General features: G+C 68.1%; 12 protein-coding genes and 1 tRNA gene. 8 read left to right on the top strand and 5 right to left on the bottom strand.

Annotated elements, in window-relative coordinates; genetic code table 11:
- Positions 1–43 precede the first annotated feature (43 nt).
- From B9Y82_RS12945 to B9Y82_RS12930, 4 genes are all read right to left on the bottom strand, one after another.
- Complete coding sequence (locus B9Y82_RS12945; protein WP_100473528.1) at positions 44–1,669, bottom strand: CHASE2 domain-containing protein; 1,626 nt, start codon at positions 1,667–1,669, stop codon at positions 44–46.
- On the bottom strand, positions 1,666–3,366 hold the full coding sequence (locus B9Y82_RS12940) for a FecR family protein (RefSeq protein WP_100473527.1): 1,701 nt from the start codon (positions 3,364–3,366) through the stop codon (positions 1,666–1,668). Before B9Y82_RS12940 ends, B9Y82_RS12945 begins: the two co-directional genes overlap by 4 nt.
- Positions 3,367–3,473: 107 nt before the next feature.
- Complete coding sequence (trxA, locus tag B9Y82_RS12935; protein WP_100473526.1) at positions 3,474–4,331, bottom strand: thioredoxin; 858 nt, start codon at positions 4,329–4,331, stop codon at positions 3,474–3,476.
- Between the two features lie 122 nt (positions 4,332–4,453).
- Positions 4,454–4,708 carry a hypothetical protein gene (locus B9Y82_RS12930; protein ID WP_100473525.1) on the bottom strand — a complete coding sequence of 85 codons (255 nt, stop codon included), beginning with the start codon at positions 4,706–4,708 and terminating at the stop codon, positions 4,454–4,456.
- Positions 4,709–4,864: 156 nt separating this feature from the next.
- Here B9Y82_RS12930 and B9Y82_RS12925 point away from each other — a divergent pair, with 156 nt between their 5' ends.
- From B9Y82_RS12925 to B9Y82_RS12890, 8 genes are all read left to right on the top strand, one after another.
- A complete protein-coding gene (locus B9Y82_RS12925) occupies positions 4,865–5,464 on the top strand; it encodes a DUF998 domain-containing protein (RefSeq protein WP_100473524.1) in 600 nt (199 codons plus the stop codon).
- 105 nt (positions 5,465–5,569) lie between these two features.
- Complete coding sequence (gene leuS / locus B9Y82_RS12920) at positions 5,570–8,212, top strand: leucine--tRNA ligase (protein ID WP_100475232.1); 2,643 nt, start codon at positions 5,570–5,572, stop codon at positions 8,210–8,212.
- A gap of 138 nt (positions 8,213–8,350) precedes the next feature.
- Positions 8,351–8,935, top strand: a complete 585-nt coding sequence (lptE, locus tag B9Y82_RS12915) for an LPS assembly lipoprotein LptE (RefSeq protein ID WP_100473523.1) — start codon at positions 8,351–8,353, stop codon at positions 8,933–8,935.
- A 12-nt stretch (positions 8,936–8,947) separates the two neighbouring features.
- On the top strand, positions 8,948–9,985 hold the full coding sequence (holA, locus tag B9Y82_RS12910; protein WP_100473522.1) for a DNA polymerase III subunit delta: 1,038 nt from the start codon (positions 8,948–8,950) through the stop codon (positions 9,983–9,985).
- 3 nt (positions 9,986–9,988) lie between these two features.
- Positions 9,989–10,654 carry a nicotinate-nucleotide adenylyltransferase gene (nadD, locus tag B9Y82_RS12905; RefSeq protein ID WP_100473521.1) on the top strand — a complete coding sequence of 222 codons (666 nt, stop codon included), beginning with the start codon at positions 9,989–9,991 and terminating at the stop codon, positions 10,652–10,654.
- A 58-nt stretch (positions 10,655–10,712) separates the two neighbouring features.
- On the top strand, positions 10,713–11,123 hold the full coding sequence (gene rsfS, locus B9Y82_RS12900) for a ribosome silencing factor (protein WP_005418109.1): 411 nt from the start codon (positions 10,713–10,715) through the stop codon (positions 11,121–11,123).
- 64 nt (positions 11,124–11,187) lie between these two features.
- Positions 11,188–11,658, top strand: a complete 471-nt coding sequence (gene rlmH / locus B9Y82_RS12895) for a 23S rRNA (pseudouridine(1915)-N(3))-methyltransferase RlmH (RefSeq protein WP_100473520.1) — start codon at positions 11,188–11,190, stop codon at positions 11,656–11,658.
- A 22-nt stretch (positions 11,659–11,680) separates the two neighbouring features.
- Positions 11,681–11,757, top strand: a tRNA-Asn gene (locus B9Y82_RS12890).
- 102 nt (positions 11,758–11,859) lie between these two features.
- On the opposite strand, the gene B9Y82_RS12885 is transcribed toward B9Y82_RS12890, so the two are convergent.
- On the bottom strand, positions 11,860–13,281 hold the full coding sequence (locus tag B9Y82_RS12885) for a basic amino acid/polyamine antiporter (protein ID WP_100473519.1): 1,422 nt from the start codon (positions 13,279–13,281) through the stop codon (positions 11,860–11,862).
- Positions 13,282–13,357 lie beyond the last annotated feature (76 nt).

Below are 13,357 nucleotides of genomic sequence, written 5' to 3'. Positions count from 1 at the left end.
CCCAGTCTAACCATTCGTATGCGTATGTTGTACCCGGGGTGGGTCACGTCCCGCCGTCGATCACGTATCCATCGCGGCCGTTGGCCTTGGCCTGGTACAGGGCGGTGTCGGCGCCTTCCACGAAATGGTGTGGTTGCAGGTCACCGTCGGGCACGCGGGTGAATACACCGATGGTGAGGGTGACAGCGTCCTCGCTGCCATCGCCCGGCGCCGGCAGTGCTCGCACGCAGGCGATCAGGTCCTCGATCACCCGGCGCGCGCCCTCGGCCGGCGTATCCGGCAGCACCAGTGCGAATTCGTCGCCACCGTAGCGTGCCGCCATGTCGCGCGGGCGCCGGGCATGCGCGCCGATCAGGCGGGCGACATCGCGCAGCACGCGGTCGCCGACCTGATGCCCGTGACGATCGTTGTGGCGCTTGAAATGGTCAACGTCGATCAGCGCCAGGCTCAATGGCTTGCCACTGCGCCGCGCGGCATCGCATTCCTGTTGCAGTGACTGTTCGAAACGCAGGCGGTTGCCGAGGCCGGTCAGGGCATCGCGATTGGCCTGGCGATGCCAGGCCGAGATCCGCCACACCGCCCAGACCAGCAGTGCCAGTGCCACGCCCAGCATCGCGCTGGCCGGTGCCCACCACAGGTCTGCCGTGCGCAGCAGCAGCCAGCTCAGCAGCGGTGGCATCGGCAACGAGCACAACGCGGCGAGCCAGGGCAGGCGCAGGCCGAGCAGGATCACGCACAGCGCCACCAGCACGCCGCTGATGGCGTGCTGCCACGCGTGAGGCAGCACATCGATCTGCTTGTCCTGCAGCAGCATCGAGGTGATGTTGGCCTGGTATTCGCTGCCACTCATCCAGAATTCGCGGGTAGTCGGGGTCAGCAGGCGAGGCGCAATGCCGCTGGCTGTCATGCCGACCACGATGCGACGGCCATGCAGCATCGCCATGTCCACGTGGCCATCGAGCACGTCGGCATAGGACACCTGCGGCAGCCTCTCGGGCGGGCCGGCGTAGCGCACGCGAACGTAATCGTCGCGACGCCATTGATAGGGCGAGCCCAGTTCCGGGTCGGGATCGGGCAGGCCGCGTACCGCACCCGCAGGCAGGTCGGCCAGGGCCAGGCCGAGCGCCGGCCAATGCGGCTGGCCGATACCGGCATGCAGATAGACGCCGCGGGCGACGCCGTCACCATCCACCTCGACATCGGTGTGCCCGATCGCGGCGGCACTGGCGGCGATCTGCGGGATCGGCAGCATTTCCTCGGCCATGCGGTCGCCGGCTGCAGGCGCGGCCAGCACCGGCAGCACCACCCGGCCATTGCGCCGGATGGCGGCCGCAAGCGCGTCATCCTGGCGGCTGTCGCGACGGTCGGGTTCGGACAGCATCAGGTCCAGCGCGACGCGTTCGGCGCCAGCATCGGTCAGGCGGTCCAGCAGGCGAGCGTGCACCGAGCGCGGCCAGGGCCACTGGCCGATACGCTGCAGGCTGCCTTCGTCGATGGCCACGATCAGCACGCTCGGGTCCGGGCGGTAGTCCCAGTTGCCGACCAGCGCGTCATAGGCCGCCTCGTCCTGTCGCCACAGCCATTGGCCCTGGCTGGCCACGATGGTCAGCACGCCGGCCAGCAGGGCCAGCAGGATCCGCTTCGACCATGGCAAAGGCGAGCGCCTCACAACAACAACCAGAGCAGCAGGGCCCCGCCACCGGCGCCGTAGCACAGGCGGCATGGCAATGGGATCTGTTGGGCAGGAGAGAACTCGCCGGCGTGGCCGTCATCGTCGATGTACTGCACGCGTACGTGCAGGGTGCCGCTCCATGGGCGCTTGAAGCTCACCTGCGGCTGGGCCACGGTTTCATCGACCAGCGGGGCCTTGAAGTCGCCTCGACGATCCACCTGAACCCGGTAGCGCTGGCCTTCGCTGCCGGCCTGCCAGCGCAGGGTGAGCTCGCCATGCGCGGCCTCGGGGGGCTGCAGCGCCGGGTCCACCGGCTCATTGCTCAGCTGCAGCGGGAGGGCCTGGCCATAACGGCCCTGGTGGCCTTCGCCATCGCGCGAGGCAACGCGCCAGTAGTACTGGCCGGGCGGCAGCGGTTGCGCCAGGCGCAGGTCGGTCGCCTGGGTGGTCTGCTCCTGCAGCGGCTGCCGGAAGCTGGGTTCGGCGGCGATCTGCAGCACGCTGCTGCGCGCACCGGGGGCCTGGCTCCAGCGGAAACGCGGGCGGTCGCTGTTGATCGTCTGCCCATGCAGCGGCGATACGGTCAGCGGCGGCGGAGGCTGGTCACTGAGCTCGAAATCGGCGCTGGCATCCAGGCCTTCGACGCCTTGGATGTCGACCGCGCGCAGCAGGATGCGCAGCTGGCCGGGCGGCAGGTCGCCGATCGCCAGCCGGGTGTCGGCGGTGGTGGCGGCGAACAGCAGGATCTCCGGCGTTGCCGCCTGCACCACTTCCACCCGGTAGTGGTCGGCGCCATTGACCGGGTCCCAGGCCAGCACGGTAGGCAGCGGTGCCAGGCGCAGCTCGTCATTGCGCAGCACTGGCGCCGGCAGCAGTGCCGAGACTGTGGTGGGGGCAGCATCCACGCTGCTGCTGCGGGTGGCCTGGCCTGGCCGGACCAGGCGCTGGCCATGGGGATTGCCGACCTGCACCTTGCCCTGCAGGACCTCAGTGGCGCCGACGTGTCCGGCATCTCCGGCGCTGACCCGGAACACCGTGCCGCGCACGCTGCTGGTCGCGGTGGGCGCATCGATGATGTAACGCGAGGCCGGGCCGCGCGCCGGGGTCACACGGTTGCTGGCCCGTCCCTGCTGCAGGCGCAGGCGGGTATCGACCATGCCGGTGTGGCCATAGCGGCTCAGCTGGTCCAGGCGCAGGCGTGAGTATTCGCGCAGCTGCAGGCGCGAGGCATCGGCGAATTCCAGGGTGATGCTGGAATCGCCCTCGGTTTCCACGGTGTCGCCGATATGCAGCTGCTCGCCGGCCTGGAGCGCACGGGTCGCGGTGCCATCGGCACCGGACAGCTCGACCTTGCCGCGCACGGACAGCACCCGTGCCGGCGCCGGCTCGGTGCGCAGCCAGCTGATCGGAAAGCGCAGCAGCTGGCCTGGCGGCAACTGGTAGGGGTTGTCGATGCGGTTGTGCTGCTGCAGCTGCTGCCAGCGTACCGAGGGTTTCAGGTACAGCCCACCCAGGTCCCACAGGGTGTCGCCGGGCCGGACCCGGTAGTTCCAGTCCTGGGCGCCGGCGATGGCGGGCAGCAGGAAGAGGGCGCAGAGCAGGGCGCCCGTTAAACGCATGGCGAACGACAAAGAGCGGACGACGGTCACAGTTTGCAATCCCGGCAATGCGGGGGTGCAGCTGCAAGACCCCATGGCCCCGACCTCATCCCCCCGAACGGATCGTGGCGACCGCATGGCCGCCAGCGCGCGCATTATTGCCCGCGTTCAGTGCAGGGATTCTGAACGGAGCGGGATCCCGTTCAGAACAGCAGCGAGGCCATCCTGCGGCGGTACTGGCCCACCAGGTCCTCGTCGGAGATCACATTGAAGGCGTCAATCAAGGCTTTGCGCGGCAGGCCTTCCTCGAATCCGCGGTCGATCCGCAGCATTTCCAGGAACTGGGCCAGCGCGGCCTCGTCATGGCCGCCGAGCAGCAGTTGCACGCCGCGCAGGTGGCGGGCCTTGAGATCCCTGCCATCAGCGGCGATGCGTGCCTCCAGCACCTCGGCCGCCGGGGCATCCTTCAGCGCGGCGGCGAAGGCCAGGCGGGCGCGGGCGCGCACGGCACGGTCGTCGGTGGCCAGATTGGCCGGCAGGCCGTCGATCAGGGTGCCGGCCTCGTCCACGCCGCCGATCTGCAGCAGGGCCAGGGCCAGGTCGAGCTTCAGCTCGTCCTTGTCGGGTTCGGCGGCGATCTGCGCGCGCAGTACGTCCACCTGCGCCTGCGGGTCCAGCGGGGCGTCATCCTCGGCGGCGGCGTCGCCGACATCGGCCGGCGCGATGCCGTGCTGGGCCAGGAACTCACGCAGCTGGCCTTCCGGAATGGCGCCGGGGAAGCCGTCCACCAGTTGGCCCCCCTTGACCAGGAACACGGTCGGCACCGAGCGGATCTGGAAGGCCGCAGCGATCTGCTGTTCCTTGTCGACATCGACCTTGGCCAGCTCGAAGGCACCGTTGTACTCGGCAGCCAGCTTTTCCAGCATCGGGCCCAGGGTCTTGCATGGCCCGCACCAGGTGGCCCAGAAGTCGACCAGCACCGGCGTCTGCAGCGACTTCTGCAGGACTTCGGCCTCGAAGGTCGCAGTGGTGGCGTCGAATACGTAGGTCGTCTCGGTCATGGGGGGGGCATCGCTTGGCATCTGGAGACCGATTCTATGGTGACGATCGATGTCGGTCTCAACCCTGCCATCACACGCGTGCGCCCGGGAGGGGGCGGGCCTGCAGGCCCGCCGTGACATCCTCAGGAGCGCGGCACGCAGTACAGCTCGTGGATCACCCACTTGCCGGAGCTGACCGGCTTGGTGGTCGAGGTGCGTCGGAAGTACTCGGCCTCGGCGGCCTGCAGGCCGGCAGCGCTGACGCTGCCCATCAGGGTGCTGCTGTTCTGCGCGGCACTGGCGGGGCCGACCTTGGCGTAGCAGTTGAAATCAGCGCCGTGGGCGGTGGTGGCCAGGCCCAGGCTGAGTGCGGCGGCGATGAGGATGCGTTGGATCACGGGGAACTCCCTGCATGGCGGGATTGCCATGCAGGGAGCATCGTGGGAGGAGAGAACCACGGACATCGAATTTCTCTGAAAATGCGCGGCGCTTGGCGCATCGCGTCGCTGCCGCGACAATGCCGGGGTCCATTCCTTTCCGGGTGATTGCGCGCAATGTCCGTGGTCCGGCTTGATCGTTGGTTGGGGCTGCTTGCTGCAGTTGTATTCGTCCTGGCCGTGGCCGGCTTCGGTGCCGGCCTGGACGGCTACGCGCAGGCCCGCCACCCGGTGGCGCTGCTGGGCGCGCAGGGCGTACCGCATGCGCTGGCCTTCAATCTGCTGGGTTTTGTGCTGCCCGGCCTACTGGCGGCGGCGGTGGCTGAACGCCTGCGTCGCAGTCTGCCGGCCACCGCCGGCTGGGCGCCACGGGTCGGCAGCCAGATGCTGCTGCTGGCCGGGCTGGCCTTTGCCGCGATGGGGCTGCTGCCCTTGGACGTGGACGACCTGCACGGGCCGGCCAGTCAGCTGCACGCCAGTGCCTGGATGATCTGGGTGCTGGGTTTCGTCGCCGGCACCGTGCTGCTGGGCGTGTCCCATCTGCGCCAGGCGCTTGGCCGTGCCTTCGGCGCATTGGCCCTGGCCTGCGGTGTGCTGGCCGCGCTGGCGGCGTTTGCCTTGCAGGGCACGCTGCCGGCGCCGATGGCACAACGCCTCGCGTTCGCCTGCTGGCTGGTCTGGCTGGCGGTGGCATTGCCGCTGTCGCGCCCGCGCTGAGACGCATTCCGTGGTGCCGGGGCGCCGGCGCGCCGCAGGCAGGATTGGAGACGTTTGCCGCACTGCGGTACGCTGTACCGCTTTGCCGCCGCATCCGCGTGTTCCATGACCAGCGCTGAAACCAACGCCTACGACCCGCAGCAGGTTGAATCCGCCGCCCAGCAGTACTGGGACGCCACCCGTGCCTTCGAAGTCGACGAGACCTCGGACAAGCCGAAGTACTACTGCCTGTCGATGCTCCCGTACCCGTCCGGTGCGCTGCACATGGGCCACGTACGCAACTACACGATCGGCGACGTGATCAGCCGCTACAAGCGCATGACCGGCCACAACGTGTTGCAGCCGATGGGCTGGGACGCGTTCGGCCTGCCGGCGGAAAACGCCGCGATCAAGAACAAGACCGCGCCGGCGGCCTGGACCTACAAGAACATCGAGCACATGCGCAGCCAGTTCAAGGCCATGGGCTATGCCGTTGACTGGTCGCGCGAGTTCGCCACCTGCCGTCCGGACTATTACGTCCACGAGCAGCGCATGTTCACCCGCCTGATGCGCAAGGGCCTGGCCTACCGCCGCAACGCCGTGGTGAACTGGGACCCGGTCGACCAGACCGTGCTGGCCAACGAGCAGGTCATCGACGGCCGCGGCTGGCGCTCCGGCGCCCTGGTCGAGAAGCGCGAGATCCCGCAGTGGTTCCTGCGCATCACCGATTACGCGCAGGAACTGCTGGATGGCCTGGACGAGCTGGACGGCTGGCCGGATTCGGTCAAGACCATGCAGCGCAACTGGATCGGCCGTTCCGAAGGCCTGGAAATCCAGTTCGACGTGCGCGATGTCGACGGCAGTGCGCTGGACCCGCTGCGCGTGTTCACCACCCGCCCGGACACGGTGATGGGCGTGACCTTCGTGTCGATCGCCGCCGAGCACCCGCTGGCGCTGCATGCGGCGAAGAACAACCCGGAACTGGCCGCAATGCTGGCCGACCTGAAGCAGGGCGGCGTGTCCGAGGCGGAACTGGAAACCCAGGAAAAGCGCGGCATGGACACCGGCCTGCGCGCGCTGCATCCGGTCACCGGCGAGCCGGTACCGGTGTGGGTCGCCAACTTCGTGCTGATGGGCTACGGCACCGGTGCGGTAATGGCCGTGCCGGGCCATGACCAGCGCGACAACGAAGTGGCCAACAAGTACGGCCTGCCGATCAGGCAGGTGATCGCGCTGAAGGATGCGCGCACCGAAGAAGAGCGCAACTGGGACGGCAGCCGCTGGCAGGACTGGTACAGCGACAAGAGCCGTGCCTTCGAGCTGGTCAACTCGGCCGAGTTCGACGGCCTGGACTTCCAGGGCGCCTTCGAAGCCCTGGCTGAACGATTCGAGCGTAAGGCCCAGGGCCAGCGCCGCGTCAACTACCGCCTGCGCGATTGGGGCGTCAGCCGCCAGCGTTACTGGGGCTGCCCGATTCCGGTGATCTACTGCGCCAAGTGCGGTGCGGTGCCGGTGCCGGAAGAACAGCTGCCGGTGGTGCTGCCGGAGGACGTGGCGTTCTCGGGTACCGGTTCGCCGATCAAGACCGACCCGGAATGGCGCAAGACCACCTGCCCGGAATGTGGCGGTGCGGCCGAGCGCGAGACCGACACCTTCGATACCTTCATGGAGTCGAGCTGGTACTACGCCCGCTACACCTCCCCGGGTGCCCGTGATGCGGTCGACAAGCGCGGCAACTACTGGCTGCCGGTGGACCAGTACATCGGTGGCATCGAGCACGCGATCCTGCACCTGATGTATTTCCGCTTCTACCACAAGCTGCTGCGCGACGCGCGGATGGTGGACAGCAACGAACCGGCGCGCAACCTGCTGTGCCAGGGCATGGTGATCGCCGAAACCTATTACCGCCCGAACCCGGATGGCTCGAAGGACTGGATCAACCCGGCCGATGTGGAAGTGCAGCGCGACGAGCGCGGCCGCATCACCGGCGCAACCCTGATCGCCGACGGCCAGCCGGTGGTGGTCGGCGGCACCGAGAAGATGTCCAAGTCGAAGAACAACGGCGTGGACCCGCAGGCGATGGTCGACAAGTACGGCGCTGATACCGTGCGCCTGTTCTCGATGTTCGCCGCGCCGCCGGAACAGTCGCTGGAGTGGAACGAAGCCGGCGTGGACGGCATGGCCCGCTTCCTGCGCCGCCTGTGGGCACAGGTGCAGAAGCATGCCGCCGACGGTGCCGCCCCGGCACTGGATGCCGCCGTGCTGGATGCCAACCAGAAGGCGCTGCGCCGCAAGACCCATGAAACCATCGGCAAGGTCGGTGACGACTATGGCCGCCGCCACAGCTTCAATACCGCGATCGCTGCGGTGATGGAGCTGATGAACGCGCTGGCCAAGTTCGATGACGGCAGCGAGCAGGGCCGTGCGGTGCGCCAGGAAGCGCTGCAGGCCATCGTGCTGCTGCTCAACCCGATCACCCCACACGCCAGCCATGCCCTGTGGCAGGTGCTGGGCCACGGCGAGACGCTGCTCGAAGACCAGCCGTTCCCGCAGGCCGACAGCAGCGCGCTGGTGCGCGATGCGCTGACCCTGGCGGTGCAGGTCAACGGCAAGCTGCGCGGCACCATCGAGGTGGCGGCCGATGCCGCGCGCGAGCAGGTCGAGGCGCTGGCGCTGGCCGAACCCAACGCGGCCAAGTTCATGGAAGGCCTGACGGTGCGCAAGATCATCATCGTGCCGGGCAAGATCGTGAACATCGTCGCTGCCTGATGTCCCCCCGTACCGGTCACCCGCGCGGTGGCCGGTGCGTTTCCAGAAGCAGGGCCGGTTGCCTGATGGCCCTGCATTCACGCGGCGTCGGGCACGCTGTGTGTTGCCGTGATCGCCCGGCTCCGCCAGACTGTCTCCATGACCCGAATCCTGCTTGCCCTCGTTCTTGTCCTCGGCCTCGCCGGCTGCGGCTTCCATCTGCGCAACAAGCTGATGCTGCCGACCGACACCGCCCCGGTGAAGGTGGTCTCCACCGCCCCGTACAGTGAACTGGTCAAGCTGCTCAACCGCAGCCTGCTGGCCTCCGGTGCCAAGCTGGCCGATGAGGACAGCAAGGGGCCCAGTACCCAGCTGCAGGTGCTGTCCGAGCGCTGGGGTGACCTGCCGATCGCCATCGACTCGCAGGGCCGCGCACAGGAATACAGCCTGCGCTACGCGGTGATCTTCATCTTCCGCCGCGAGGATGGCAGCGAACTGGTCCCGCAGCAGGTGATCGAACTGTCGCGCGACTACGTGTCGCCGCCGACCGACGCCACCGGTACCACCACCGAACGCGAAATCCTGGCCACGGAGCTGCGCCGGGAAATGTCCGCCTCGATCATCCGCCGCATCGACAGCGTGGTCCGCGCCGAGCTCGAGAAGGGTGGCAGCCTGTCCGCGCCGAAGGCCAAGCCGATCGAGGGTGCGGTGCCGGCCGAACCGGCCGCCGACGTCAAGCACTGAGCGGCAGCGGCGATGGAACTGCGTCCGGAGCAGCTGGCCAGCCAGGGCGCTGACACCGCGTTGGCGCCGGTCTACCTGATCGCAGGCCCGGAAACCCTGCGCGTGCTGGAGGCGGCAGATGCCATCCGCGCGCGCGCGCGGGCCTCGGGTATCGGCGAACGCGAAGTTTTCGACGCAGATGGGCGTGATTTCGACTGGAACCAGCTCGACGCCAGCTTCAATGCGCCCAGCCTGTTCAGCGCCCGCCGCCTGGTGGAGGTGCGCCTGCCCAGCGGCAAGCCGGGCAAGGACGGCGCCGAGGTGATCAGCCAGTTCTGCGCCAATCCGGCGCCGGACGTGGTGCTGATGATCACCGCCAATGAATGGAGCAAGGCCCATCAGGGCAAATGGGCCGAGGCGGTCAGCCGCATCGGCGTGCTGTCGGTGGCCTGGGCGATCAAGCCGCACGAACTGCCGGACTGGATCGAGCGGCGCCTGCGCGGCAAGGGCCTGCGTGCCGACCCGGCCGCCGTGCAGCGCCTGGCCGAGCGGGTGGAGGGCAACCTGCTGGCCGCTGCCCAGGAAATCGACAAGCTGGCGCTGTTGGCCGATGGCCAGCCGCTGGATGTGGAGCGGATGGAATCGCTGGTGGCTGACGCCGCCCGCTACGACGTGTTCCGGCTGGTGGAGGCCACGTTCTCCGGCCAGCCGCCGGCCGTGCTGCGCATGCTGGCTGGCCTGCGCGGCGAAGGCGAGGCGGTGGCCGCACTGATGCCGATCGTGATCCGTGAACTGCTTGCCGGTGCGGCCCTGGCCCGCGTGCAGGCCCGTGGCGGCAACCTGGCCGCTGAAATGAAATCGCGTGGCATCTGGGAATCGCGGCAGGCGCCCTACAAGCGCGCGCTGCAGCGCCACCCGGAAAGCAAGCGCTGGGAACGCTTCGTGGCCGAAGCGGGTCTGGTCGACCGCATCGCCAAGGGACGGGCCGACGGCGATGCCTGGCTGGCGCTGGAGCGCCTGCTGGTGGCCGTGGCCGAACCGCGTGCCGTGCGCCTGCTGGCGCGGGTTTGAGCGATGAGCCTGCGGATCTATTACGGGGGCACCTTCGATCCGGTGCACCTGGGGCATCTGGCAATCGCGCGGGCCGCCCGGGACGAGCTGCAGGTCGCTGTGCGCATGCTGCCGGCGGCCGATCCGCCGCACCGTGAGGTACCCGGCGCCACCGCTGAGCAGCGCTGCAGCATGTTGTCGCTGGCCATCGGCGACGAACCGGGCCTGCTGCTGGACCGCCGTGAGCTGGACCGTGCCGCACGCTTTCCCGGTCGTCCTTCCTACACCGTCGATACCCTGCGCGAGCTGCGTGGCGAGCTGGGCCCGAGCCGGCCGCTGGCCTGGCTGGTTGGCGCCGACAGCCTGCTGGGCCTGTCCGGCTGGCACGAATGGGAGGCCCTGTTCGGGCTGGCCCACTTCGTGGTGGCCGAACGGCCGGGCAGCCCGTTGCAGGCGTCGATCAATGGCGAGCTGGGGCGTGCCCTGCAAGGGCGCTGGGCCGACAACGAACAGGCCCTGTTCGCCAGCCCGGCCGGGCGCATCCTGCGCCTGCACCACCCGCTGCGTGAGGAGTCGGCAAGCGCCGTGCGCTCGCAGATCGCCGCCGGTGGCCCCTGGCGCGCCCTGCTGCCACCGGCCGTGGCCGACTATGTCGCTGCACACGGGCTGTACCGCCCGGCCACAGCGTGAATGGCGCGGCCGCGCCATCCCCGTATAATCGCCCCCACGTTTATCGAGTCGATCCACTTTGAGCAACCAGACCCAGCCCCAGACCATCAAGGTCGATCTGCCCAGCCCGCCGCCGTCCGTGCCGGAACTGCTGGCCAGCGTCCGCCAAGCCACCGAAGACCTGAAGGCCAAGGACCTGGTCGAGATCGACGTACGCGGCCGGTCCAGCGTTGCCGACTACATGATCGTCGTTTCGGGCACCTCGACCCGCCACGTCAAGTCGATCGCCGATGAAGTCGTGCGCTTCGCCAAGAACATCGACGTGATGCCGCTGGGTGTTGAAGGCGAGCGCGAAGCCGAGTGGGTGCTGGTCGATCTGGGCGACGTGATCGTCCACGTGATGCTGCCGCGCGTGCGTGAGTTCTACGCCCTGGAGCGCCTGTGGACCGTCGGCGACCAGCCGCCGTCCAGCGACGACGAAGTGGCCTGAGCCGCACGTTGATGCATCCCTTCGACGGCGCCGATGGCGCCGTCGGCGTTTTGGAGAACCGCTGATGAAAGCTCGCCTGATCGCCACCGGTGAACGTGCGCCCAGCTGGGTCGCGCAGGGCTTCGCCGAATACCAGAAGCGGCTGTCGCACTGGCTGCCGTTCGAGCTGGTGGAAATCGAGCCCGGCCTGCGCGGCAAGGGGCGTGATCCGCGCCGCGCCACTGAAGATGAAGGCAAGCGGGTCATCGCTGCGCTGCCGAAGAACGCCTATGTGGTGGCACTGGATGTGCCGGGGCGACAGCTGAGTTCGGAACAGCTTGCACAGCGCCTGGAGCATTGGCGCGGGCAGGGCCGCGACCTGGCGTTCCTGATCGGTGGCCCGGAAGGGCATTCGCCGGACGTGTCCGCACTGGCCGATGAGACGTGGTCGATCGGACCGCTGACGCTGCCGCACATGCTGGTGCGCCTGGTGGTAGCCGAGCAGTTGTATCGGGCAGCCGCAATGATTGCCAATCACCCCTACCATCGCGCGTGAAGAGTGGTTATACTGGTCGTCTGCCCGAATAGCTCAGCCGGTTAGAGCACTTGACTGTTAATCAGGGGGTCGTTGGTTCGAGTCCAACTTCGGGCGCCACCTTGAGAAACCTGCATCGCGAGATGCAGGTTTTTTTTTGCCTTGTTGTAGAGCCGAGCCCATGCTCGGCTGGTTCATCCGCAGCAGCCGAGCATGGCTTGGCTACAGTGTCAGTGTTCCTCGCCAGAACGCCACCAGCGTGGCGATCGCCACCGCCAGGATCGCGCCGAACAGTACCCACTCCCAGCGGGTGAATACCCGCTCGCCGCGTTGGTGCCGGGTCAGTGCGAACAGCACTACACCGGGCACGTACAGCAGCACCGACAACAACAGATTGTCCAGCCCGCCGGAATACACCAGCCACAGCGCATACGCACTGGCCAGCAGTGCCACCCCGAAATCACGCCAGCGTACGCGCGGTTCGCCAACGTAGGCCTGCCCGCGCCAGGCCAACTGCACGCCGAACGCGGTGGACAGGAAATAGGGCACCAGGCTCATCGATGCGGCCAGCAGCACCAGCCCGGTGTAGCTGCCTGCATTGACCAGCACCAGCAGCAGGAACAGCTGGATCAGGCCGTTGCTCAACCAGAGTGCATTGGCCGGTACGCCGCGCGCATTCTCGCGGCCGAGGAAGGCCGGCATGGTGCCGTCACCTGCGGCGGCATACAGCACTTCGGCGCACAGCAGCACCCAGGCCAGCAGCGCACCGACAACGGAGATGATCGAGCCGATGATGATCACCGTCGCGCCCCATTCGCCGACAATGGCGCGCAGCACATAGGCCATCGACGGATTGGGCAGTCCGGCCAGTTCCGCCTGCGACAGCACGCCCATCGACAACAGGCTGACCAGCACCAGCAGCAGCCACACACCGAGGAAGCCGATCACCGTGGCGCGACCCACGTCGGCGCGGCGTGCGGCGCGCCGCGAATAGATGCTGGCGCCCTCGATGCCGATGAACACCCACACGGTTACCAGCATCATGCCGCGCAGCTGCTGGCCAAGGTCGCCGAGCGCAGACGTGCCGAGGAAACCGGCGCGGAACACGTCCATGCGGAACGCGCCGGCGGCCAGGATCAGGAACAGTGCGATCGGCAGCAGCTTGGCCACGGTCACCAGGCCGTTGACGATGGCGGCAGTGCGCAGGCCACGCAGCACCAACAGGTGCACGGTCCACAACAGCAATGACGATGCGGCCACGGCGGCCGGGGTATTGCCTTCCCCGAAGATGGGCATGAAGTGGCCGAGGCCACTGAAGATCAGCACGAAGAAGCTGGCGTTGCCGAGCACCGAGGCAACCCAGTAACCCCATGCCGCGGAAAAGCCGATGTAGTTGCCGAAGCCTTCCCGCGCGTATGCGTAGATGCCGGTGTCCAGGTCCGGCCGGCGGTTGGCCAGGGCCTGGAACACGAAGGCCAGCATCAGCATGCCGGCGCCACTCAGGGCCCAACCCATCAATGCAGCGGCCGGGCCGGCGCTGCGCGCAACGTTCTGCGGCAGTGAAAAGATGCCGGCGCCGACCATCGAGCCGACTACCAGTGCAGTCAACGCGGGCAGGCCGAGACGGTGGTTGGACGAGGGCATGCTTTGGTTCCCTTGCGGTCATCCCATCGGCCTTTTGGCCGGGCAGTGCAGCAGTTGCATTCGGGTCATCGATCTT

It is taken from the genome of Stenotrophomonas maltophilia (assembly GCF_002799155.1).
In the GTDB taxonomy this organism is placed as follows: domain Bacteria; phylum Pseudomonadota; class Gammaproteobacteria; order Xanthomonadales; family Xanthomonadaceae; genus Stenotrophomonas; species Stenotrophomonas maltophilia_R.
The sequence above is the reverse complement of the archived record's forward strand: the minus strand, read 5'-3'. Positions and strand labels throughout refer to the sequence as shown.

What these genes read in the sequence shown, in the direction of transcription:
- B9Y82_RS12940 (WP_100473527.1), bottom strand. Translation starts at nt 3,366, where the DNA reads ATGGGGTCTTGCAGCTGCACCCCCGCATTGCCGGGATTGCAAACTGTG.
- trxA (WP_100473526.1), bottom strand. Translation starts at nt 4,331, where the DNA reads ATGACCGAGACGACCTACGTATTCGACGCCACCACTGCGACCTTCGAG.
- B9Y82_RS12925 (WP_100473524.1), top strand. Translation starts at nt 4,865, where the DNA reads ATGTCCGTGGTCCGGCTTGATCGTTGGTTGGGGCTGCTTGCTGCAGTT.
- leuS (WP_100475232.1), top strand. Translation starts at nt 5,570, where the DNA reads ATGACCAGCGCTGAAACCAACGCCTACGACCCGCAGCAGGTTGAATCC.
- lptE (WP_100473523.1), top strand. Translation starts at nt 8,351, where the DNA reads ATGACCCGAATCCTGCTTGCCCTCGTTCTTGTCCTCGGCCTCGCCGGC.
- holA (WP_100473522.1), top strand. Translation starts at nt 8,948, where the DNA reads ATGGAACTGCGTCCGGAGCAGCTGGCCAGCCAGGGCGCTGACACCGCG.
- nadD (WP_100473521.1), top strand. Translation starts at nt 9,989, where the DNA reads ATGAGCCTGCGGATCTATTACGGGGGCACCTTCGATCCGGTGCACCTG.
- rlmH (WP_100473520.1), top strand. Translation starts at nt 11,188, where the DNA reads ATGAAAGCTCGCCTGATCGCCACCGGTGAACGTGCGCCCAGCTGGGTC.
- B9Y82_RS12885 (WP_100473519.1), bottom strand. Translation starts at nt 13,281, where the DNA reads ATGCCCTCGTCCAACCACCGTCTCGGCCTGCCCGCGTTGACTGCACTG.